Annotated in this window: 35 protein-coding genes and 1 pseudogene; 27 read left to right on the forward strand and 9 right to left on the reverse strand. The window is 51.8% G+C overall.

Translation table 11 applies throughout. The features are described from left to right. From HV340_RS14375 to HV340_RS14400, 6 genes are all read right to left on the reverse strand, one after another. The gene (locus tag HV340_RS14375) at positions 1 to 3783 is read right to left on the reverse strand and encodes a phage tail protein (protein ID WP_181216061.1); all 3783 of its coding nucleotides are present in this window, start codon (positions 3781 to 3783) and stop codon (positions 1 to 3) included. A 9-nt stretch (positions 3784 to 3792) separates the two neighbouring features. Further along, positions 3793 to 4320 (reverse strand): tail assembly protein, encoded by a 528-nt coding sequence (locus HV340_RS14380; protein ID WP_017384991.1) that lies wholly within the window; start codon positions 4318 to 4320, stop codon positions 3793 to 3795. Beyond that, positions 4263 to 4982: a C40 family peptidase gene (locus HV340_RS14385; RefSeq protein ID WP_022651026.1), complete on the reverse strand. Its 720-nt coding sequence runs from the start codon at positions 4980 to 4982 to the stop codon at positions 4263 to 4265. The genes HV340_RS14380 and HV340_RS14385 overlap by 58 nt, the downstream gene beginning before the upstream one ends. Next, entirely contained in the window at positions 4982 to 5332 is a 351-nt protein-coding gene (locus HV340_RS14390; protein ID WP_249415717.1) for a helix-turn-helix domain-containing protein, read from the reverse strand. Before HV340_RS14390 ends, HV340_RS14385 begins: the two co-directional genes overlap by 1 nt. A 136-nt stretch (positions 5333 to 5468) precedes the next feature. Then, positions 5469 to 6014 carry a toxin YdaT family protein gene (locus HV340_RS14395; RefSeq protein ID WP_181216063.1) on the reverse strand — a complete coding sequence of 182 codons (546 nt, stop codon included), beginning with the start codon at positions 6012 to 6014 and terminating at the stop codon, positions 5469 to 5471. A gap of 30 nt (positions 6015 to 6044) precedes the next feature. Beyond that, a complete protein-coding gene (locus HV340_RS14400) occupies positions 6045 to 6290 on the reverse strand; it encodes a hypothetical protein (protein WP_023277195.1) in 246 nt (81 codons plus the stop codon). Between the two features lie 84 nt (positions 6291 to 6374). On the opposite strand from HV340_RS14400, the gene HV340_RS14405 reads away from it, so the two are divergent. The 3 genes from HV340_RS14405 to HV340_RS14415 all read left to right on the forward strand — a co-directional run bounded on the left by HV340_RS14405 (position 6375) and on the right by HV340_RS14415 (position 8544). Next, complete coding sequence (locus HV340_RS14405; RefSeq protein WP_023157325.1) at positions 6375 to 7142, forward strand: helix-turn-helix transcriptional regulator; 768 nt, start codon at positions 6375 to 6377, stop codon at positions 7140 to 7142. A gap of 171 nt (positions 7143 to 7313) precedes the next feature. After that, positions 7314 to 7412 (forward strand): YoaK family small membrane protein, encoded by a 99-nt coding sequence (locus tag HV340_RS14410; protein WP_181216064.1) that lies wholly within the window; start codon positions 7314 to 7316, stop codon positions 7410 to 7412. A gap of 232 nt (positions 7413 to 7644) precedes the next feature. Then, complete coding sequence (locus tag HV340_RS14415; protein ID WP_181216065.1) at positions 7645 to 8544, forward strand: hypothetical protein; 900 nt, start codon at positions 7645 to 7647, stop codon at positions 8542 to 8544. Positions 8545 to 8569: 25 nt separating this feature from the next. Here HV340_RS14415 and HV340_RS14420 read toward each other — a convergent pair whose 3' ends face one another. Continuing rightward, positions 8570 to 8767 (reverse strand): hypothetical protein, encoded by a 198-nt coding sequence (locus HV340_RS14420; protein WP_181216066.1) that lies wholly within the window; start codon positions 8765 to 8767, stop codon positions 8570 to 8572. Positions 8768 to 9076: 309 nt separating this feature from the next. On the opposite strand from HV340_RS14420, the gene HV340_RS14425 reads away from it, so the two are divergent. Beyond that, entirely contained in the window at positions 9077 to 9397 is a 321-nt protein-coding gene (locus HV340_RS14425) for a hypothetical protein (RefSeq protein WP_032652783.1), read from the forward strand. Here the strand turns inward: HV340_RS14425 and HV340_RS14430 are convergent. Next, complete coding sequence (locus HV340_RS14430) at positions 9384 to 9593, reverse strand: hypothetical protein (protein WP_023303584.1); 210 nt, start codon at positions 9591 to 9593, stop codon at positions 9384 to 9386. The genes HV340_RS14425 and HV340_RS14430 overlap by 14 nt on opposite strands. 403 nt (positions 9594 to 9996) lie before the next feature. Between HV340_RS14430 and HV340_RS14435 the strand changes: the two genes are divergently transcribed. The 22 genes and pseudogenes from HV340_RS14435 to HV340_RS14540 all read left to right on the forward strand — a co-directional run bounded on the left by HV340_RS14435 (position 9997) and on the right by HV340_RS14540 (position 18842). Then, positions 9997 to 10206 (forward strand): hypothetical protein, encoded by a 210-nt coding sequence (locus tag HV340_RS14435; protein WP_063154660.1) that lies wholly within the window; start codon positions 9997 to 9999, stop codon positions 10204 to 10206. A 176-nt stretch (positions 10207 to 10382) separates the two neighbouring features. After that, a complete protein-coding gene (locus tag HV340_RS14440) occupies positions 10383 to 10652 on the forward strand; it encodes a hypothetical protein (protein ID WP_181216067.1) in 270 nt (89 codons plus the stop codon). Continuing rightward, entirely contained in the window at positions 10649 to 10807 is a 159-nt protein-coding gene (locus tag HV340_RS14445; RefSeq protein WP_181216068.1) for a hypothetical protein, read from the forward strand. The genes HV340_RS14440 and HV340_RS14445 overlap by 4 nt, the downstream gene beginning before the upstream one ends. After that, entirely contained in the window at positions 10804 to 11013 is a 210-nt protein-coding gene (locus HV340_RS14450; protein ID WP_049110426.1) for a cell division protein FtsZ, read from the forward strand. Before HV340_RS14445 ends, HV340_RS14450 begins: the two co-directional genes overlap by 4 nt. Before the next feature lie 10 nt (positions 11014 to 11023). Continuing rightward, positions 11024 to 11458, forward strand: a complete 435-nt coding sequence (locus HV340_RS14455) for a zinc-finger-containing protein (RefSeq protein ID WP_175098705.1) — start codon at positions 11024 to 11026, stop codon at positions 11456 to 11458. Between the two features lie 70 nt (positions 11459 to 11528). Next, the gene (locus tag HV340_RS14460; protein WP_181216069.1) at positions 11529 to 12605 is read left to right on the forward strand and encodes a hypothetical protein; all 1077 of its coding nucleotides are present in this window, start codon (positions 11529 to 11531) and stop codon (positions 12603 to 12605) included. 8 nt (positions 12606 to 12613) lie between these two features. Next, a complete protein-coding gene (locus HV340_RS14465; RefSeq protein ID WP_001303341.1) occupies positions 12614 to 12811 on the forward strand; it encodes a hypothetical protein in 198 nt (65 codons plus the stop codon). Continuing rightward, positions 12808 to 12966: a hypothetical protein gene (locus tag HV340_RS14470; protein WP_181216070.1), complete on the forward strand. Its 159-nt coding sequence runs from the start codon at positions 12808 to 12810 to the stop codon at positions 12964 to 12966. Before HV340_RS14465 ends, HV340_RS14470 begins: the two co-directional genes overlap by 4 nt. Then, positions 12963 to 13589 carry an ERF family protein gene (locus tag HV340_RS14475; protein WP_045281528.1) on the forward strand — a complete coding sequence of 209 codons (627 nt, stop codon included), beginning with the start codon at positions 12963 to 12965 and terminating at the stop codon, positions 13587 to 13589. Before HV340_RS14470 ends, HV340_RS14475 begins: the two co-directional genes overlap by 4 nt. Beyond that, complete coding sequence (ssb, locus tag HV340_RS14480) at positions 13590 to 14033, forward strand: single-stranded DNA-binding protein (protein ID WP_063146024.1); 444 nt, start codon at positions 13590 to 13592, stop codon at positions 14031 to 14033. It abuts the gene before it with no gap. 25 nt (positions 14034 to 14058) lie between these two features. Continuing rightward, positions 14059 to 14280: a hypothetical protein gene (locus tag HV340_RS14485; protein ID WP_048339497.1), complete on the forward strand. Its 222-nt coding sequence runs from the start codon at positions 14059 to 14061 to the stop codon at positions 14278 to 14280. Beyond that, positions 14280 to 14432: a DUF1317 family protein gene (locus HV340_RS14490; RefSeq protein WP_006809793.1), complete on the forward strand. Its 153-nt coding sequence runs from the start codon at positions 14280 to 14282 to the stop codon at positions 14430 to 14432. The genes HV340_RS14485 and HV340_RS14490 overlap by 1 nt, the downstream gene beginning before the upstream one ends. Continuing rightward, the gene (locus HV340_RS14495) at positions 14429 to 15553 is read left to right on the forward strand and encodes a site-specific DNA-methyltransferase (RefSeq protein ID WP_181216071.1); all 1125 of its coding nucleotides are present in this window, start codon (positions 14429 to 14431) and stop codon (positions 15551 to 15553) included. The genes HV340_RS14490 and HV340_RS14495 overlap by 4 nt, the downstream gene beginning before the upstream one ends. Beyond that, positions 15550 to 15768: a hypothetical protein gene (locus tag HV340_RS14500; RefSeq protein WP_006809796.1), complete on the forward strand. Its 219-nt coding sequence runs from the start codon at positions 15550 to 15552 to the stop codon at positions 15766 to 15768. Before HV340_RS14495 ends, HV340_RS14500 begins: the two co-directional genes overlap by 4 nt. Then, positions 15765 to 16280 (forward strand): HNH endonuclease, encoded by a 516-nt coding sequence (locus HV340_RS14505; protein WP_181216072.1) that lies wholly within the window; start codon positions 15765 to 15767, stop codon positions 16278 to 16280. The genes HV340_RS14500 and HV340_RS14505 overlap by 4 nt, the downstream gene beginning before the upstream one ends. Beyond that, a complete protein-coding gene (locus tag HV340_RS14510; RefSeq protein ID WP_249415701.1) occupies positions 16264 to 16581 on the forward strand; it encodes a hypothetical protein in 318 nt (105 codons plus the stop codon). Before HV340_RS14505 ends, HV340_RS14510 begins: the two co-directional genes overlap by 17 nt. Further along, entirely contained in the window at positions 16578 to 16769 is a 192-nt protein-coding gene (locus tag HV340_RS14515) for a DUF1382 family protein (protein ID WP_181216074.1), read from the forward strand. Before HV340_RS14510 ends, HV340_RS14515 begins: the two co-directional genes overlap by 4 nt. Positions 16770 to 16857: 88 nt before the next feature. Continuing rightward, a complete protein-coding gene (locus HV340_RS14520) occupies positions 16858 to 17079 on the forward strand; it encodes a TraR/DksA family transcriptional regulator (protein ID WP_181216553.1) in 222 nt (73 codons plus the stop codon). Next, positions 17076 to 17777: a hypothetical protein gene (locus HV340_RS14525; protein WP_181216075.1), complete on the forward strand. Its 702-nt coding sequence runs from the start codon at positions 17076 to 17078 to the stop codon at positions 17775 to 17777. The genes HV340_RS14520 and HV340_RS14525 overlap by 4 nt, the downstream gene beginning before the upstream one ends. Beyond that, positions 17755 to 17993, forward strand: a pseudogene (locus tag HV340_RS14530) (DUF4222 domain-containing protein). Before HV340_RS14525 ends, HV340_RS14530 begins: the two are co-directional and overlap by 23 nt. Before the next feature lie 9 nt (positions 17994 to 18002). Beyond that, entirely contained in the window at positions 18003 to 18545 is a 543-nt protein-coding gene (locus HV340_RS14535) for a hypothetical protein (RefSeq protein ID WP_181216076.1), read from the forward strand. 105 nt (positions 18546 to 18650) lie between these two features. Further along, on the forward strand, positions 18651 to 18842 hold the full coding sequence (locus HV340_RS14540) for an AlpA family phage regulatory protein (RefSeq protein WP_045346713.1): 192 nt from the start codon (positions 18651 to 18653) through the stop codon (positions 18840 to 18842). Here HV340_RS14540 and HV340_RS14545 read toward each other — a convergent pair. Further along, entirely contained in the window at positions 18823 to 20001 is a 1179-nt protein-coding gene (locus tag HV340_RS14545; RefSeq protein ID WP_181216077.1) for a site-specific integrase, read from the reverse strand. The genes HV340_RS14540 and HV340_RS14545 overlap by 20 nt on opposite strands. A 181-nt stretch (positions 20002 to 20182) precedes the next feature. Here HV340_RS14545 and sbcB point away from each other — a divergent pair, with 181 nt between their 5' ends. Continuing rightward, positions 20183 to 21607 carry an exodeoxyribonuclease I gene (gene sbcB / locus HV340_RS14550; RefSeq protein ID WP_181216078.1) on the forward strand — a complete coding sequence of 475 codons (1425 nt, stop codon included), beginning with the start codon at positions 20183 to 20185 and terminating at the stop codon, positions 21605 to 21607. The last annotated feature ends 4 nt before the right edge of the window (positions 21608 to 21611 follow it).

Raw genomic sequence — 21611 nt, forward strand, 5'->3', positions numbered from 1 at the left:
TTATGTCCATTCTCCAAGTACGATACGGCCGCCTCCGGTCAGGTTGATAGTGACACCATTGCTATCAATCACAGTCGCCTTGTTCGGTCCACTGAAGCCAAAGTTACCCGTTGTGGCGTAAAGTGCCCCACGGAAGGTGCCACTGTTAAACTCTGGTGAGCCATTTTTGGGAATACTCCAGCCCTTTGAGCCAGCCGCATAATCATTGGACTGGATGTAGTTACCGATCTTGGCGTTGCTGATGGTACCGTCCTGGATGAACGTATCCCGGATAAATGTCTGCCCATTCTGGATGACAAAAGGCAGAGTAACTGCGCCGCCAGCCTGACTCATCACAGCGAAGCGGTCAGCAAGGAACAGAACCTGCGGTTGCATGCCGGACGGCGTATTCTGAACACCAATGCCAATTCCTGCTGCGTACTGTTTGCCATTAGAATCAACAGCGACCTTGATGCTGTACATCGCATTCAGGTTGTTATTGATATCTGCCGACACCTGAGCGTTCGTGACAATTGCCGCTGACTGACCGTTAACCGTGACCTTTAGCGAATTGATTTGCGTAGCAGATGCCTGAGAGAAGTCCGCCATGGTTTTGGCAAAATCCGTCACGTTCGCGGTGTTACCACCTGCGCTGGAGTCCAGCGTTTTCAGCGATTCAGTAACTGCTTTGCTCGCATCAGCCATCACGTTATCAACGCGCTCAATACCGGCTTTGTTATCGCCATATTGCACGCTCAGGAGGTTGCGCTGGTTAACCTGCGCGAGCGTACTGGTGATCAGCGCGATAGCATTGTTCTGAATACCGCCGCTGGCTTTATCAGTTTGTGCACCCAGCTCTTCCAGGCGTGATGCCATTGAGGAATCGAGGTCTGTGACAACCTGGCTAAGGTTGGTGATTGATGCAGTATTCTGAGCACCTAAAGCAGCTGCTGAATCAGCTTTGTCAGATGCGGCCTGAGTGGCAGCCGTCAATTGACTTACCGCAGAAGCGCGAGCTTCAGTTTCCGTTGCTAACGCCTGGCGAACATCAGTAATACCCGCTTCATTCTGGGCAGTTTTCGCCTCTAGACGAGTAACATCCGTGACGCGGGCTTCCGTCTCAGTGGCGATCACATCCCGGAGCTGTTCGAATGTCGCAGAGTTAGCCCCCTGCTGCGCAGTCTGACGCACAACAACATCAGCAATAGCCAGGGCGTTCCCAATGATTGCTTCTGCTGTCTGCTTATTCGAACCTACGGCGGCAGCCAGCCCATCGGCGTTCTCCTTAATCGCATCAGAAAGTTCGGCCAGTTTCTCGCTACTTTCTACGGCACTCTCAATCATATCCTTAAATACCTCGGAATCTTTAATCTCCTCCAGTATTGCATTGGTGATATCACTGAAGTCGTCCGTTGGTTTTCCAGAAGCCTCTACAAATCCTGAAACGCCAAATGCATTACGAGTTCGAACATAAACGTAATAAACATGGTCAAACTTAAGTTTTTGGATGGTCCACTGATTGCCACGGCCAAGGAATTGAGCTTTATTCTCAATGTCGTCGGACAATGGAATCGGAGTCTCACCTGCGTACCAAAATTCAAAAGAAGTATCAGATGTGGCAGTAACAGACATGACCGGAACTAAAGTGGCCTGAAGTGGGCCAGGTATCCACTGAACCGAGTTCGGGGGCTTAGGCGCTCCGATAATCAGGCTTACCTGAGTCTCAGCGCCTTTCATCCCGTTTTCATTGCGCCCACGAACGCCGAGCGTGTAGCTACCGGCAGCAAGGCCGTAAAACTCATACCGGAACTGGTCAGTTTCGTACTGAGATACCAGCTTCCCATCAGCACTGTAGATGTACAGCTCAAACACCAGCTTTTTAGTAGTGGTTGCCGTCTCCCACGTTGCTGTAACCTGGACGGTCTCGGTGTTTGTGTTCAGGATTCGCAGGTTTTCCACGTTAGGCACGCGGTAGCCGTTCAGCGTATCGCTGGGAACTTCAAACACTGCACCCTCGTCAACGATGGCCTGTTTGTTGGGGTCGTGCAATGAGGCCGTTATGCTGTATACGGAGTTGTTTTCCGTTTCGGCAACGCTCAGTATCCGGAAAAGGCGAATCGCAACGCTTGCGGTTGAAATGGCAAATACAGTTCCCGCCCTCACCCATTCAGGTTCGTTTTTGAGTGTGACGTTGTTTCCGTTAACGCCATCAATCTCATAGCGAGAGAACTTTCCGTCCCTCCCCATAATCGACATAGTGGAGCCGTCCGTTACTAACGAGGAATCAACCGCGTCAACCGTTATCACCCTCCCGGAATGAGAAACAATTCTCCCCCCGAGGCGAGTTCCTGCGTAGTCATTATCCATGACCTCAACGATATCACCCGGCGTGAAGTGGATAGCATCGCGTGCCATCTGGAAAGACAGTCTGCTGCTTTCACGCTTTGCTGTTTCCAGCAGCCATTTACCTGCCCGCCATGCCTGTCCGCGAGAGGTGCAGCCAAACGCCTCCAGAGTGGTTTCGTTGTAGTTCCCTTTGGCTATCATCTCATCGTCGGAAACGTACTCTTTCACCTGCTCCCATCCGTTGTCGGGGTCAGTCCAGGACACTACAACCGCATTGTATTTCTCTGAACGCTTTACAGAGCTTCGTTTGAACTCGCCATTCACAACGTTGGCGTTCGTGATTGTCGCAATCGGATCCTGTGGAGCGTCCAGCATTACGGACAGGCGCAGGCCGTCCCACAGCGCAATGCCACGGAACATGCTCGCTATCTTGTCGAGAATGTCTCGCGCACTCGCCTGCTCTGTGATGTAGGCGTTGAGCGTCATGCGTGGCTCTTTGCCGCCATACCCATCATCTACAAGCTGATCGCAATATTGCGACAGAATGTAGAGTGCACCATCGTCAACATCGATGTATCCGGCGCGTTTCGCCAGGCCAAATCGGGTGTTTTTCGCCAGCTCACGGAACAGCCACGCCGGGTTGTTAGTCCATGCCTTTTTGAAGCCCCCCGTCCACAGCCCGGAGTAAGTTCTGGCAATTGGCTCGTAGTTATCCGGTACGTCAACGATCAGCCCGCGAAGATGATATGTGCGGCTCGGCGTGTCGGTGTACTGGTCACGGTCGATGACTGAGCCGGCAACAGCAGAGAACGGATAGCTAAGGTTGTCGTCGGTGATCTCGCTGTAGCTGTTCCAAACAGTCCCGTTTGACAGCAAATCGCTGCTGCTGTCAGGCGTAATGCGGCGAACGCGGATATCAAACGGTTTGGTGTCGGGGGCATCAATGACGTGCGCCTCAAGGTACTCGCCAGAGATTTTCCCTGTAATCGTCACCGTCTTCTCCATGACCCAGCCCGACGAGCCAGTTCTGGTCTCGATAACCATCGTTACAGAGGTGTTTTTCTGGTTACCCTTGGAGTCCTGCTCCATGAGCCCGGTGACGCCGATGTTAAAACGAACGCGGGTCACGTCCTGATCTGTCACGGTTCTAACCAGCGGGGTATCGTAAGTGACCTCAGTGTTAACAATGGTCGTCGCTTCGATTGCAGAGAAGCCATTAATGGGGGATTGCGTTTCAGAGCCGGGGCGCCAGGCGACGCTGACACCATTTACGCTGACACTGCCTGTCGCATCAGTTACGGGAGTCTTATTGAGCTTGAACGATGACAGGTGTTCCTGATCAACGGGCCCATAGATAGGCCCTTCACTGATGAGATCCAGTACCCGGTAAAATTGCTTTGACTTGAGGTTATCGTCGAGGAGTTTGGGGGTTGATGCTTTGCCGCCGCCTGAAGACATAATGCCACCTTAGCTAATAGATTCCGTCCAGTCCTGGTTGTTGCTTGTGTCGATGCCGAGTGAAATAACGTTCGAGCCGACCTCCATTTCTCCAAGGAGGAGTGGCACCGCCCGGCCCTGGCCTACCCGGTTCTCAGCACTGGTAAAAGAGTTGTTTGTGAGCGTATTGGTCTCAGCGGCTTCTGCGGAGGTTTTGGTTTTCATGTTGCGTGACATGTAGACCGAGTAAGCTACCGAAGCCACGCTGACAGCCACCGCAATCCATGCGGCCGCAGCAGCAGAAATGCCCCCCTCCACCACCGGCACGAACAGAACCACTGAGCCATCTTTAAGGTGGCGGTCCAGATGCCATTGCATCGCAGATTCCTCAACATCCTCGCCCGCCACCCGCACCCGCAGCTTTGTATTGAGAAAGGCTTTTTTGAATTCGAAATCCTGCGCCAGCAGAAGGCGTAAACCCTGCGCGGGAGTATCAACATTCAGGGATATCTGGCGGTAAAATCGGCGTAAATTGCCTGCAAATTTAAAGATGAGCACTGTTCGTGTCTCCAGATTGAATGCGTCTGCTTGATGTATGCCGGTCGCATTTGTTCTCGTCTGCTGAGGTGTCCGGCATGGTCATGGTGAAGCACCAGGTTGTCATGAAGGAGAATCATTGAGTGGCACGGGTCGGCGCCGGGGAATGGCTGTCTGATAATGACGTCGCCTGGTTGTGCATCCTGCATGGATACCTGATAGAAGCCATTGACCTGCATATTGGCGAGATAGAGATTTTCTCCCCGCAACCACCATCCGTTAGTCCTCCCGAAGTCCGGCAGGTCGATGCCGCAAAGATGATATGCGTCCCGGAAAAGCGTGTAGCAATCCATAATGCCGTGGTCGAACCTGCGCCCCAGCAGGAGTGGCACAGGCCTGTATTTCCTCAGTTGCCCGCCAGATGCAAGCCACCATGGCAGCCCCGTCATTACCTGCATCTGCCGGTCAGCACCAGAAAGCGCTGGCTGGCTTTGCGGGTGCGAATGAAAAACCGCTGTAACCTCTCCTTCATCCTCTGCTGCAAGCCAGTCATCGTCACTTATACGGAAGTGATGCCAGGGCTCCGGATGCACATTCAGACAGCGAAACACTCGCTCATCATTCAGGATCAACGCGCACACTTCATCCTGCGACGAGGCCGCATAGTCGAGTAACTCTTGCATCAGGAGACCTTTTGAGAGCCGGGGAAACTGCTTATTGGCATTGGTTCAGGACGTGGGTAGCGAAAACGGCAACCGGTACGACGGTGAGAGCATTTATCCTTCGCTGGATCAGTGGTTGGGTTTCCGTTGTTGACGCCAACACGGTTCTCACGTCTGATAAGCCCCATTTCTTCAAGAGCATCAATATGGTTACGAACAGCCGTTCTGCTGCATTCGCATTGATCGGCGATGTGTTGATACGAAGGCCAGCATTCGCCTTTGTCGTTGGCGTTATCGGCCAACTTAATCAGGACGAGCTTACGCAGTGAGTTTCCCACTTTGACCCCCATTGCTTTCGCCATAAGTGACATGCTCACGTGCTACCTCCGGTTTGTTTACTCTCTTCGATTTACTTGGCATAATTGCCTCGCAATTGACTGACGTTTATTGCACCTGAAAGCCGTTGGTGTTCGCGCACCGCGGCTTTCGCCTTTTTGATACTTCCCATCACATCGTCCCCAGCATGGTTGTCACCATCGTCATCAGCGGCCCTACTTGCTCCGGCATGAGGCGGAACAGCGACGCTATACCTTCGCTTACCTCTTTCAGCTTCTGATGCTCTGGAGCGTCCAGCAGCACAGCCTGTTTAGCTTCGGCACACTCTTTCAACGCAGAGGCGATCAGCGACATCGTGTCGTTCTGCGGAGCCAGGCGGTTGCGGTACTCCAGCGGCAATACGGACATGATTGCCGGTGCCAGCTGGCGAATGTTGTTGGCAGCATATTCGGTGTCGCCGTCGATCCAGCGGAAAACCTTCTGCATCTGGCGGTGCGAGTCAGCAGGGATATCCAGACCGGTGCCGCCGGACGCCCGCCACTCTTCCACGATCAGCGCTGCGACAAATTCACGACTGCGGCAATCAGCTGCCCAGGCGCGTACTGCTGCGCGGATCCCATCGATATTTAACGCCGAGGATTCTCGCTCCCGGCGATTCTGGTAAATCATCGCCGCTGGCGAAAATTTGTTACCTTGTTGATACGCAAGTGAATGCATTGCTTTCCCTTTCGTGGTTAGGGCCGCCGGTCAGGCGGCTGTCGATTCATTTTTAATTCGGTCAGGGTTTGCAGCCTGTAGTAGCCACTCTGCCGTAAACTGCCCTTTTGATGCGTCAGCCAAAAGCTGTGAATAGTTGGTTTTCTCTGTGTACTCAGTGCGAGGCAACGCCGCGTTCTTTACCCACTTGTGAATAGCAACATTCGACAGACCACATAGGCGTGCCGCTGCGGTTTGTCCGCCTACAGCTTCGATTGCAAATTGCATTGGGTTCATAGTGTTTTCCGTTAACTATATTAACTACGAGTTAAGGTTATATCTTAACTGACAGTTATGTCAACTCTAATTGATAATTAACACATGGTTAAAAAAGACGATTTAAAAGAAGAATTCTCGAAGAGACTTCGCGCTGCATTGCTTGATGCTGGCGTGGGTGGGCGTGGGCAGGCTGGCAGGATCAGGGAAGCTATGAAGTCCCAAGGGATTGCTGTATCTGAGCCCGGGATCTGGAAGTGGCTTAACGCATCAGCAATACCAGACCAAACCAATATCCTTGCACTTAGCCGCTGGCTTGGGGTTCGCCCTGAGTGGCTGGAATACGGAAGGAATGATCCTGAACCTGAACTGCACAGGGTATCATCCATCCCGCCTGAATCTGAGTGGGGAACTGTCGACGCTTGGGACAAAAATACCCCCCTACCTGACGATGAGGTGGAAGTACCGTTTCTGAAGGATATCGAGTTTGCGTGTGGTGATGGGCGTGTTCATAGCGAAGATCATAACGGCTTTAAACTGAGGTTCTCCAAGGCAACGCTCAGAAGGGTGGGTGCAAATAGTGATGGTTCTGGAGTGCTTTGCTTTCCCGCTTCTGGTGACAGCATGGAGCCCGTTATTCCTGACGGCGCAACGGTAGCAGTCGATACAGGCAACAAGCGGATTATTGACGGCGAACTCTATGCTATTAACCAGGGCGATTTAAAGCGCATAAAGCAGCTTTATCGAAAGCCTGGTGGGAAGCTATTAATACGAAGCATCAATCGCGATTATGACGATGAAGAGGCTGATGAGGCAGATGTCGAGATAATCGGTTTTGTGTTCTGGTACTCGGTATTGCGATATCGCCGATAATTTTAGTGGCCTGAAGAGACGTTTGGGTGATAAGAGAATATCTGATAGTAGGCGTGGTTACTTTGCTCTCGGTTGTTGCGATCGTGCTTATGGTGGCCTGATGAGCTGTATGCCAAGTACATGGGGAGAAGGATTAAGGGCGATGAGGAATAACTTCCTCCCGGAGATTTTATGAGAATAGGGATCGCTTTCCCCGTGTTGGTGTTTATCGTTGCAGTCGCGTTCTTAGCATGGTTTGTTCTGGGCGGCTATGCCACTCCTGGAGGCTGAGCTGTGAAGAAGAAACTACTGAACGGAACAAGACGCCGCCTGAGATTGCGCCGGATTTGTCATTTTTGGATGCATTCGTAGCGGTTCACCCGTAGACATAAAGTGCAATAAGTTAGATACGTAGTTCGCAGGATTAAAGGGACTGTAATGCCATGCCGCAGGCCCACCGTGAGTATTGGTAGTGAAACTTTGGTGTAACACAGCAAAATAAACCAAACGATGAGGGCTCAGGATGTCCCAAGAATTATCTTTAACCTTTACCGAAAACATATATTATTCAACTAAAGAGCCTGTAAGCATCAAAGATGTGATTACTTCCCTCCAGGGATGGGAATCCATCGCAAAGCAATCAGAAGGTGTTCTACAGGAACTGACCGGGGCAAACATTCTTGATATATCGGTGCATGTAGCCCGATTAGAAGCAGGAAGCCTCTATGAAGATATTGTTATTAAACTCCTCTTTGGCAGCCAAGAAGAATTGGACAAATTTCTTGCTGGTGCACATGCAAAGCTCGGAAATGGGAAAATGCGAAACGCTCTCGTTGGTGCTGTCGTCGTCGGTCTTGTTGGGTATGGCCTGGTTCTGGCTACTAAGGCTATGGCACCGAACAACACCTCCCACTTTGAAGCAAACAACAATACGATTATCAATATTGGTGCTGGCGAGGCAAATATTTCTCCGGAACGTCTTCAGGCTATCATCGAAAGTACTGTTACCAATAAGAAGACTCTCGCCAAAAGTTCCATTAAGACACTTGCACCAGCCAGATCGGATGAGGGAGCTACGATGGTCATAGGTACAGGTGGCGGTACGGTGACTATTCCAGCAGAAACCATAAAGAAAGCCCCAACTGAAGTTGTGTTTACACCGGAATCCTACACACAGGATCACTCTGATGTCGATGTTGAAATCCGCGCATTAGACCTCGATAATCCAGAGAAGGGCTGGGCTGCGGTTATCCCAGGGCTGATAGATCGTCGGGTAAATCTTGTACTTGGCCCTAACGTAAAACCGTCTGACTTTGCTGGTAAGTTTGCTGTAAGGGCTGACATTACAATAACATACCAACTCAAATCCTCAGATAAAAAATACCAACCGAAAGAAGTATTTATAAAAGAAGTAATCAAATAACTATCCCGGCCACCGCGCCGGGTTTTTATTTACCCTTCCGCACCATCTCAGCTGCATCCCTGTTCACACCCTTACCTATCACGTTTCCCGTTTCCTTCCGGTACCGTTCCAGCTTGTCGATGATGTTTTGCTGGGTCATAGGTAAATCTGCCAGTGACAACTCCATGACCGCCCGCCCCATGGCGTGAACCATCATGTTCACTCTTTCTTCATCCAAGTCCATTACCCACTCCTTTTTGATGTTTTTTTCAGCATATCACATGCCAAGCAAATCTATAACCAAACTAAATTAACCAATAAATCATAACCTTAATAACCAACACAGAAATAATTAACCATTGGTTATTGACTGAAAATAACCATTAGTTAATAATCAATCCATCGAAACGAAACATCGACAGCTGAGCGAAGTTAGCCAGCGGCGGACACCAAGTCGCCTGCTCATTAAGAATTCAGTCAAGCAGCAAATCACCCGGAGTGCTCCTGGCAAATTGAAATGGCGCCCAATGGGATTGAGGCAGGTGTGTAACGCGTGGCGGGTATAGCACACGAAGAGGACTCCGCACCGGAATGGTTTGCTGCTCAGTTCCCGAACATCGGGGAAGCTTTACCAGCAGCTCTTTGCGAGGGGCTGACGGCAAATCTACTCCACTTATTTGAGGTGATGGTGATGGATATAAAAAACGATGAAGTAGCGATGTTTAAAAGCAACAATGGCGTAATTTTAGCAGCTGACGCAGCTTATGCTGCTGCTGAAGAAGCGGTTAAAGGGGCATCAGATGACCACTGGTATCGGCAGAATTTGATAAAGGCAGCACTGGAGACTGCCCTGGCATCAGTTATCGTTTTATAGCGATCCCAAAAGGCGTAGGTGCTTCTGCTTTGTACTTTTCCTTTGCTGCTTCACGACAGGCAGGAAGCAAATCAGCAATGCGCTCAATTAAAGCTTCTGGCGTGTTGGCGGATGGGTCTTTTACTGCAAGCGCCAGCGCTAAATCATATGCCACTGATTCCTCAGTTCTCTTTCCTGCAAATACATTCATGGACATAAAGAAATCCTTTTATTGACTGTGGAATATCCAGTCTACGGCATTCCTTTGACTGTGGAAAGCAAGGGAGCGCGCGCCGGGCGCGGATAAATACCCCGGCAATAACTGGAATGTTTTGGGGTGTGGTGGCGGTGTCCTCAAGCGAGGTGCAACGCTAGCAGTGTGATAAGACCTGAAAACCGGCTGGGCAGATAGTTGTTTGCCAATACAGAAAACAGGGCGTCAGGAAGTAAGTGAGAGTGGCGACTCAGTGCCAGTCCACCACACCGACCAAAGCATTTCTCCCGCATCAGCGGGTAACGACAGAGGGTAAGGCGATGCATAAGGCATATGAGGAATATTTTGAAAGCCTTGCTGAGGGCGATGAAGCACTTAGCTTTGCTGAATTTGCTGAGGCACTTCTATGAAATACACCCACAAAAATCATTTTGGTTTCGCAGCCCAGGTGTGGAGCTTTCAGTTAGGAACCACCCAAGGTCTTGGGACTTTCCATAGTGCGGAGCGAGCGAACATAGCTGCAAGATTATTTAAATATTGGGAAAAAAAATACCCAATCAACGAAATTCCAAAGAAACCGACTCATGTAGATGCATTAAACGCCTTTGGCTTCTAGGGCATAGACTTGAGCTTAAGAAAAGAGATGAAAAGCCGCCTAACCAGCGGCTTTTTTCATACCTCAGTCGCTTCACCGAGGCGGCTCAGTTATGAAACCGGCGGCCATCCACCGCCCATTAGCGCAGAAGTCTTGTATTAACCGTTCCGTTCGCCGCGATAAGGCCAAGAGGATTTATGGCAATTGATTTTGAAGTGAAAGCTACTGGCATAGATGTTTCAACAAGTGGGTACCGTGACCACGTAATTTTAGAAGTTCGCGGCGTGGAGCTCTCAGAGCTTGTCTCTGAAATTGAAGGGAAATCGCTCTTTCAGGAAATCGATCTTGATGACTATATCGACTGGGCTGAGGCGGCTGGTCATACCGAAGACGTTCTTGAACGGCTTAATGCAGATGACGTTATCGCATGGTTGCGCAGCAACGGGCACCTGGAGACTGAATCATGACAGTCACCCACAACGGCAAGCAGTACACCGCCAAAAAGCTCAACGATAACGAGTGGCAGCTGACGTCGGTGTCGGCACCGCGCGACAAGCTAACGCTTAACCGCTGGCAGATGCATATCGCTGGCCTCCTGAAACAGGTTGAGGTGAAGATATGATGCACCACTACGGCACCACCCCGCTCATTCGCCAGTGCGTCACGCCCGGCATGATGGCAATGCATGAAGGCCGAACCTATCGGGTCTCAGCAGTCATCCAGGAGCGCAAATGGGTGTACCTGCACACCGACGCAGAAATCATCCGCCTCAGTGACTGCGTGATTGACGTCCTTCTGGACGGTCACGGTAACCCAATCGTTCACTGAGGACGCTGATATGGAAATCAAAACTCCAGCAAATCCAAGCAAAAAGGCGACGGCCAGGGTAAAGAATCCTCTTCCCGCGCCAACTAATTGTCACTTGTGCTCTGGTTCAGTGAGAATCGGCACTCATGAAGAAGTCTATGGACGCAACTTCAGTGAATGGCCGTATGTATATCTGTGCGAATGCTGCGGTGCATACGTCGGGCTTCATCCTTTCACAGCGATACCGCTTGGGACTCTGGCAGACAAGCCCACCCGCGACGCGCGCAAGAGCTGCAAGTTGCCATTTGAACGCATCTGGAAGTCGGGCGCCATGACGCGCACTGAAGCTTATCAATGGCTGGCCAGAAAGATGGGTATACCTGTTCACGAATGCCACTTCGGCTGGTTCACCGTAGAGCAATGCCAAGCTGCAATGCATCACTGTAACGACTGGCTAAACCGCTAACCACCCTATTCAACCGATCGGCCTGGCTTTTTGCGGGCGGCATCTGCACATCCAAATTTCAGGAGAAACCATGAGCGAAGTAACGGATTTAGTCGTCATTGAGAAACAGAACGCAATGGCGGTATTCACAACCAAAGAGCAGCTCGACCCGATTATTGAGGCGATCGAGAAAGAAGCTCGCAGCCTGGTGCCGGATGTGTCGACCCGCAAAGGCCGCGACGCTATCGCATCCATGGCGCACAAGGTTGCCCGTTCCAAAACTTACATCGACAACGCCGGTAAGGACCTGGTTGCTGAGCTTAAAGCCCTGCCGAAGCAGATCGACGAAAGCCGGCGCATTGTGCGTGAGCGGCTGGACGCGCTGAAGGATGAAGTGCGCAAACCTCTCACTGAATGGGAAAACGCCGAGTCGGCAAGAAAGGACGCATTGCAGCAGCGGCTTACTGATTTGCAATCCCTGGCTGATGTGATTGATGGCGTGGGTAACTACCTGCCGTCAGTTGAAATTCAGCAGCGCATTGAGTCAGCAAAAGCCGTTGCACTTGATGAAAGCTGGCAGGAAGTAGCAGCTGAAGCTGGCGTGGCTAAAGACGCCACCATCCAACAGCTTGAAGCTGCACTGATCGTCGCAAAGCAGCGTGAGCATGAAGCAGCAGAGCTTGAGCGCCTTCGTAAAGAGGCAGAAGAAAAAGCTCGCCTGGAGCGCGAGGAGAATATTCGCCGGGAAGCAGCTGAACGGGCCCGCCGCGATGCCGAAGCGAAGCACAAAGCGGAGATTGAAGCCGCAGCGCGCCGTGAAGCTGAAGAGAAAGCACGTGCAGAGCTGGCTGAGCGCCAGCGCATCGAAGCAGAGCAGCGTGCGGCACGCGAGAAACAGGAAGCAGAAGCGCGTGCACGACGCGAAAAAGAAGAAGCCGTTGCCGCCGAGCGCCGCCGCCTGGAAGAGGCAGAAGCCGCCCGTCTGGCCGAAGAGCAGCGCAAAGCTGAAGAAGAAGCGCGACGCGCCGCAGACAAAGAGCACCGCCGCACCGTCAATCGTCGTGTCTACGCAGACCTTATTGCTCAGGGCATCCCCGAAGAATTCGCGCAGAAAGCAGTGCTGGCGATTGCTGGCGGCAAAGTGCAGGACGCGCACATCAAATATTGAGGTGATTAATGAATATCACATGCGAGTGCGTGGACATGCGCACATCTGTCGGCCCCCACAATACCATCAAAGTTGAGATGGAGGGCGTTGTGCTGGCCGGCACCGTTAAAACCCGTGACGTTCTCCCCCAACTCGACGGCGCAGAAGTCATCGAGTGGCTGGCTGAACAGGGTTACGTCATCACTCATCAGGAGCGCGCAGCATGACGGCCGCAGAACGGTGGGATGAAGAGTCATTCCTGCGCCTTATGCACGACGTGATACCGGAAAAGCCGGAGAACGACAGCGAGCCAGTCAACCTGGCCGCCGAGCGGCAGAACCCGATCATTAGTTGGGATGAATTTGCGGGGAACTACACATGACAGATAAGAAAGTATACGCCGCCATTAGCGGCGTTGCTTCAGCGCTTGCTGAGAAGGGTATCAGCAAAGAAAGGAAGCAAGGGAGTCAGGTCAATTACGCGTTTCGTGGTATCGACGACATTTACAACGCGCTGGCCCCGGAGTTGGTCAAAAACAAACTCCTGATCCTACCCCGATACACCGAACGCACCAGCGTCGAGCGAACCAGCAAAAATGGCGGTGCGCTGTTCTACATCACGGTTCGTGGCGACTTCGATTTCGTCAGCACCGAAGACGGAAGCATCCACACCGTCACCACCTATGGTGAAGCGATGGATAGCGGCGACAAGGCCACAAACAAGGCCATGTCGATAGCATACAAATACGCGGCTTTTCAGGCGTTTTGCATCCCAACTGAGGAAACTGCAATCGACGCGGATGCCGAAACCCATCAGGTGCAACCGGCAGATGCCGATCAAATTCTCGCTGAATTTACTCAGTACGCCAGTACTGAAAACGACAGCAAAAAATTGCAGGCGCAATACGCGACAACATGGTCACGTCTGAATGGTTTTGCTGATCACCAGGCTAAATGCAAAGACGTCACCGGCATTCGACTAAAAGAACTTAAACAGGCGGCTTAAATGGCTATTAACACAATCACAGTGTCAGGAAATGTCGGTAGAGACGCGGTACTGCGCGTCACGCCAAACGGGAAACACATCGCCTCGTTTTCACTCCCGGCAAAATCTGGGTTTGGCGAGAATGAGAAGACATCATGGCTGAATTGCAAGATGTTCGGGGCAATGGCCGAGAAGCTCTCTGGCGCGATTGTTAAGGGAGCAAAGGTTGCTGTTACTGGCGAGTTTGTAATTGAGGAGTGGACTAAGCAGGACGGTTCGCAGGTGCAGACACCGACAATCCTGGTACGGGATATCGATCTCCCACCACGCGGCACGCCAGGAAATGATAACCCCCGTCAACAGGTATCATCGCATCCACAACACCAACGGCAACAACGCTCACCGGCACCACAACATCAACCAAGCGAACCACCAATGGACTTCGACGACGACATACCCTTTTGAATCATCTCCCGGTCAGGAGAAACCAATGAACAAATTTACCCCCGAATATCGAAAACATCTTCTCCGGCCAATCCCTGACCGGAAACTTAGCCCGCAAGAACGCGCCGATCGCAAAGAGCTTTACCAGATCATCCGTGAGGAGCGTGAGAACGATACATCACCGGAAAAACCATCGACTTACAGGCCATGTGATCCATATCTGAATGACAACCGCAAAGGTCTTGGCGGTGCTTCAAGGAGTGACTAATGACTCACGCTCACGACGACATCAGGGTTGGCACTCTGTGCCTTCCCTTCATTGGTAACGGCTGGCTAATGCCATGGGGTGAAGTGGTAAGCAATCCATTAAAGGCTCAGCGGCTCGCTGAGGAATATCGCGAAAGGCAGGAGGCGGCATGACCTATCAACTCCACGTCGGGCGCTGCGAAGACGTCCTGAAAACGCTGCCGGATAACTCAGTTGACGCCATCGTGACGGATCCTCCGTATGGTCTGAGTTTCATGAACCACAAATGGGATTACGACGTCCCGACTGTAGAACAGTGGCAGGAATGCCTACGCGTTCTCAAGCCTGGCGGCCATCTTCTGGCTTTCGGTGGCTCACGAACCTATCACCGCCTTGTCGTTAACGCTGAGGATGCTGGCTTCGAAATCCGCGATCAAATCCTCTGGATTTACGGCAGCGGCTTTCCCAAGTCGCATAACCTTGATGGTGACTTTGATGGCTGGGGTACCGCATTGAAACCAGCCCATGAGCCAATTGTCATGGCGCGCAAACCTTTCAAAAAAACGGTGTCGGCGAATATGGCCGAGCATGGTACCGGTGCAATCAATATTGATGCCTGCCGCATCCCTACCGATGAGATGCTAAATGGCGGTGCTGGCGGTCTGCTTTCACATCAGCGCGACGGCACAGAACCTGTTGCTGATTACGAGCAGGCACCAGAGGGGCGATGGCCAGCAAACATCATTCACGACGGAAGTGATGTTGTCGTGTCAGCGTTCCCGGATGCGAAAGGCCAGCAAGGGGATTTAAAGGAAACTGGACGCGCACGTCCATCACAGGGTCGATATGGAGATATGGCACCGCCAAAGGCGCATGTTGCCAGGGTAGAAAGTGAAAAAAGCGCCGCCAGGTTCTTCTACTGCGCCAAGGTCAAACCGAAAGAGCGCGATGAAGGCCTAGAGAGATTTATTGCGACGTCAGCCAGCGACATGACAGGCGGACGTAAAGAAGGGAGCGTCGGAATAAACGACCCGCGTGCCGGTGCCGGGCGTACCAGTGGCGCGAAGAACAATCACCCCACCGTTAAGCCGATCGCCCTGATGAGCTATCTCTGCAGGCTGATTACTCCACCTGGCGGTACCGTGCTAGATCCATGGATGGGTAGCGGGAGCACTGGCCGGGCAGCTATCGAGGAAAGCTTTAACTTCATCGGCATCGACCTGAACCCGGATTACGTAACCATTGCTTCTGCGCGAATTGCTTACTCATTCAAAAAGACGACGGAGGCCGCATGACGCCAGAAACAGACAACGCCATTCGCGCAGCCTGCCGCCGATGCACCGAGGAAATCCAGCAGGCCATGCGCAAGAAGCCAAAACCTAACTGGAACGAAACGGTGCCTCCCATCATCAACAAGCATCACAAGAAAATTGAAGCTCTGGGAGTTAGCCTCCTGGAGTTCGTCGTATACACAGGGCGCCTGAATAAAAGGTTTGGAGTTGAACAATGACCCTTACGCAAAACAGGTTAAAAGAAGTGCTTAGATATGACCTCTCAACAGGGGTTTTTTATTGGCTAAACCCTACTGCTTACTGCATGCATCCAGGTGATGTCGCTGGGTTTGTAGATTACACAGGCTATGCCTACATAAAATTAGACAAGGTCAAATATTCAGCACATCGCCTCGCATGGATTTACGTCTATGGACACTCACCAATTGAGCAGATCGACCACATTAACAATGTCAGATCGGATAACAGAATTGTTAATTTAAGACTGGCCACACGCTCTCAAAACATGATGAATCAACCAGCCAGAAAGGGCAGCATTTCAGGGGTTAAAGGAGTTAGCTGGGACAAAAAAATGCAAAGCTGGCGAGCAAGATGCCAAGCCAATGGTGAAAGGATAAATATTGGGTGGTTCGACTCAATAGAAGAAGCCGCAGAAAGTCTCAGAGTTTATAGGCAGCAATACCACGGCGAATTTGCTAACCATGGAGATCATCATGACAACAGAATTTAAAGCCATCCTCGTCGAACGCGACCAATACGGTTACTGGACTCATCCGCTTTACGATGAATTTTGCGATGGGCGTGAATCTATCTCGCCTGATGAATTTAACGCATGGCTGGATAAGAACGGCCTTGAGTGGAAAGTTGAGTACCGAGATGAGGATGACGTCGATCCTGATGTGGACGGCTATGACATTTCAGCGTGGCAGCCCGAACCCCCAGCCGGTGATGGGTGGTTTGTCGGTTCAATTCACGATACGGAAGATGGCGCGGTTTGCATCTGGCTACGGCACGTTGGCGGTGCTGTATGAGCAGAGCCTCGCCCGTTGATTTGAGAAAAAGCCTCGAAATAGCCAACCACCTGGCGCACATCGGGATTCGCTTTGTGCCGATTCCGGTGGCGACAGAGGAAGAATTCCTGACGCTGACCGCCGAGCTATCGCAGCGGCTTGAGCAGATGGCTGTCGAAGCCGAAAAGAATGAAGGCGGTGCAACATGAAGGCACTAATCACCAGGTCGCTTAGTCGGCCTTTTTTATTGCTGGCGTTCACCTTCAACCGAATTAACCGACAGTTCCGGGAGCATTGATCATGGACATCATCGATACCGCAGCAGAGATTGAAGAGCTTCAGCGTAACGCTGCCCTTTCCGCTCACCGCATCGACCACAACGCCGTATCAGCTGAGTATTGTGCAGAATGCGACGAACCAATTCCCGAGCCACGGCGCGCTGCTGTTCCCGGCTGCCAAACGTGTGCGGATTGCCAGGGTGTTATCGAATTGAGGAATAAGCAGAGGGGGATCCAGTGAAAGAGCGAGGCATGATTTTTAATGGCGAGATGGTCAGGGCCATTCTCGACGGTCGGAAGACTCAAACACGGCGGCCAGTTAAATTCCCGCATATTGATAGAGATGCAATGTGCGAGCTGTCAGGTAATGAATTGACTGGAGAGTTATCGGCGGGTAATTACAGAAACAGTCCCCACGGCAAGCCAGGCGACCATATCTGGGTGCGAGAAACGTGGGGAGTAGTGAGCCATGAACTTGATGAAGATGGCCGCATTCAGCCATGGAGCCCTGACCGTACTGCCACAGCCATTCACGAAATGCCGTTTGGTAATGGTTACTACACTGGTCACGCCATTTACGCAGCAGATGGAGAGTTTACTTGGGGTGACGACGATGGTTATGAAGATGGCCGTTCGTGCTGGAAGCCATCTATCCACATGCCTCGCGCAGCCTGTCGTCTCATGCTGGAGATCACCGGTGTCCGAGTGGAAAGGTTGAATAGCATTAGCCAAGAAGATGCGCAGGCTGAAGGCATGGAACTTACCGGATGGCGGCCAACATATTCTGACCCAGATAGTGGCGGAGAAGTCTGGACTCCATATGACAACTTTGCGCAGCTGTGGGAATCAATCTACGGCGAGGAGAGTTGGAAGGCCAACCCATGGGTCTGGGTAATCGAATTTAAGGTGGTGCCCAATGTTCAGGATAATCCAGCCTAATACCTGGTACGCCGATCCCCACGGCGCGCCCTGCAAAATCCTCCGCGCTACCCACGAAGTAATCCACTACATCCGCAACGGTCGCACCTGCATCGCCAGCATTGGCCGCTTTCAGCATGAATTCGAGCCGCTGACCAAAGCACAGGCTGAGCGATCGCCGAAGAAATCGAAACAGCAGAACACCTGAAGAAGCTGCGCGCCCAGCGTGCGGCATGAGGTATTAAAATGACACTTTTAGCAAGCTTGATAGAGAAACTTCCATCCAGGGGTGGCTGGCCGAAACCACTCGATAGTGCTGACTTACCTCTGGCTGGAAACGAACTCGTTACCTCTTGGCGATGGAGTGTAGAAAGCAATGAATTCATCTCCTGCACTTATGGAGATGAAACGGTTACCAAAGCTCAATATGAAGTTGCAATTTCCGGCCACAAAAAGCCATGGAATGGACAATTTCCTATTCCACCAGGTACAGAGGTGGAAGTTCATTTTGATGGCGATGATAGTCGGATTTGGACTCCTTTCAGAGTTGAATATATGTGTGGCGAGGTCGTGGTTCTTCACGACTACAGAATTGACGACGTTGACGCATATAGACATAAAACTCTCAGCTTTCGTCCCGCCATTACAGAGGAGGAAAAGAAACGTACCGCATTGATAGAAACAGTTGATGGCCTGATTGATGGATTCATGAAATCGTCCGGCGGCGATTATGCCAAGCTTGGCGCGGCGGTTGTCGATTATCTCTCGCTGCTGAAGAAACTCGAATGACGCAACTGATAGCCAGTTATGAGCTGGCTATTGGGTGCGAAAGCACTGCCACGTAATCCCTTTTGCCCGGCCCCGCGTCGGGTTCTTTTTTGCCTGGAGACACCAATGAGCGACACCAGCCTGATTCCCGAAAAAGAAGTGATGAACAAGCTTGGGGTTTCATCACGCCAGACAATCTGGAACTACACCAACCGGCACGGGTTTCCCAAGCCAGTCAGGACCCACCCGAAAGCGTACCTGCGTGAAGCTGTTGATGGATGGATCCTCAATGGTGGCGTTAACCAGAAATGTTCTTGATGTGCCAGAACAGCTTATCAGCGTGAAGCTCATACGCTTTGCGCTGAGCCTCGATCCAGTCGTGTTTGTTGTACACAGCCATTACCCCGCCAAGTTCATGCCCGAGCATCCTTTCAGTTACATGGGGCTCGACATCCATTTCAGAAAGCCTTGTTACCAGCGTCCTCCTGAAGTCGTGAGTTCGCCAGTAGCCAAGGTCCATCCCTCCCCTTATTCGATTTACGAACCGGTTGGCGGCCGCAATGCTGATCGGTTCGTTTATATCCTCCCCGGGGAAAAGCACATCATTGTAAGTTGTCAGGGCCTTTTCGAGGAAAGGCTTAATCTGTTCGAAGATGGGGCGGCGGATGACGTTGCCCATCTTGCTGTGCTCTTTCGGAACGGTCCAGACGTTGTCCAGCAGGTCAAATTCTGTCTTGGTTGCCAGCCTTAGCTCTGAGAGCCTCGCCCCCCATAGCATCAGCATCTGGTGAAGAAGCTTGTTTGAGGTAGACGCCCGGCTTCTTTCAATAGCCATCCAAATCTGAGCCAGCTCGTTATACGACAGAACGCGGTCGCCCACAGCAGCACGGGAGCCAAAGTCTCTGGGCTGGATGCTCATTATTGCGCAGCTATCTATCACCTGACGCCGCATGCACCAACTTATTGCAGATCTTAACTGACTGAGCACCTGACGCGCGCGGCGCGGATTATCCCTTTCCTCTTCGGTGAGGAGATCCACCCACTGCTTCACAGTGATGGAGGATGCTGGTCGATTCGGGAAAGCGTCATGCATCCGCTTCATAACCGTTGAGCGGTATAGTGCCTGGGTCTTTTCCCTGAGTGTTGTAGAGACGTAATTATCGAACCAGTAATCGAGGCACTGAGCGAGCGTCAGAGAGTTTTGCGTCTTCTCCTCAAAGTAGGAGCGCGGATCTGTGCCGGAGAAATAAAGGTTTCGTAAATCAGACGTGATCTGCCTGGCATCCTTTAGAGATACCGACGGGTAGCGGCCAATGCCAAGACGATGAGGTTTACCATGCCAGCGATACCGGTACTGGAATTGGATGACCCCCTTTGGAGAAATGCGCACGCTGAGGCCATCAGCATCAGCCACTTCTTGTGGGCCCGAATATGGTTTACCATGAATGGTACGCAGTTTTGTGTCGCTGATAGCCATAAATAATATTTGGTACGCTCAGAAATAGTGGTTTGGTACACTTCTGGTACGCAATATCACATGGACATCGAGACACAGTAAACAACTATATTTAACGTTCGTGGACAAACTCAGGTGAGAAAAGGGTTGTTTTTCGAGTGATAACAGGCAGTTAATTAACTATTGTGGACAATATTAAACAATGGCAGACACAGATAAACAACCTACCTTCCTATTCCACGACTACGAAACCTTTGGCACCCACCCGGCGCTGGATAGACCGGCACAGTTTGCGGCCATCCGTACCGACGATGAATTCAACATCATTGGCGAACCTGAGGTCTTTTACTGTAAGCCGGCCGATGACTACCTGCCCCAGCCCGGCGCGGTAATGGTCACCGGGATCACCCCACAGGAAGCCCGGGACAAAGGCGTGAACGAGGCCGCATTCGCCCGGTGCATTCACGACCTCTTCACCGTCCCGAATACCTGTGTGGTCGGTTACAACAACATCCGTTTCGATGACGAAGTGACGCGCAATATCTTCTACCGCAACTTCTACGATCCTTATGCCTGGAGCTGGCAGAACCGCAACTCGCGCTGGGATTTGCTCGACATTATGCGTGCCTGCTATGCGCTGCGCCCGGAAGGCATCAACTGGCCTGAGAATGATGAAGGGCTGCCGAGTTTCAGACTGGAACACCTGACGCGCGCAAACGGTATTGAGCACAGTAATGCCCACGATGCGATGGCCGATGTCTACGCCACCATTGCTATGGCAAAGCTGGTGAAAACTGCTCAGCCGCGGCTGTTTGACTATCTGCTGAGCCACCGCAGCAAGCACAAACTCACCACGCTGATTGATGTGCCGCAGATGAAACCGCTGGTACATATCTCCGGTATGTTTGGCGCCTGGCGCGGCAATACCAGTTGGGTCGCTCCGCTGGCCTGGCATCCGGATAACCGTAATGCCGTGATTATGGTGGATTTAGCCGGTGATATTACACCGCTGCTCGATCTCGACAGCGATACGCTGCGCGAACGGCTCTATACCCCAAAAGATGAACTCGGCGATCTGCCCGCGGTGCCGGTCAAACTGGTCCATATCAATAAATGTCCGGTCCTGGCCCAGGCCAATACTCTGCGCGCAGAGGATGCCGACAGGTTGGGGATTAACCGTCAGCGTTGCCTGGATAACCTCAAGGTGCTGCGTGAAAACCCGCAGGTGCGTGAGAAAGCGGTGGCGATCTTTGCCGAAGCCGAACCCTTTATTCCGTCAGACAACGTCGATGCACAATTGTACAACGGCTTTTTCAGCGACGCAGACCGTGCGGCAATGAATATTGTTCTGCAAACCGAACCGCGTAACTTACCCGCGCTGGATATTACCTTCGCGGACGCACGTATCGAAAAACTGATGTTTAATTACCGCGCGCGCAACTATCCTGGCACGCTGGATGAAACCGAACAGGCGCGCTGGCTTCAGCATCGTCGTAATGTGTTTACACCGGAGTTTCTGCAGAGCTACGCGCAGGAGCTGGAGATGCTGTATAGCCAGTATGAAGGAAATGCTGAAAAGCAGGCGCTGTTAAAAGCGCTGTATCAGTATGCGCAGGAGATCGTCTGACAGA

It is taken from the genome of Enterobacter sp. RHBSTW-00975 (genome assembly GCF_013615235.1).
Taxonomy (GTDB): domain Bacteria; phylum Pseudomonadota; class Gammaproteobacteria; order Enterobacterales; family Enterobacteriaceae; genus Enterobacter; species Enterobacter ludwigii.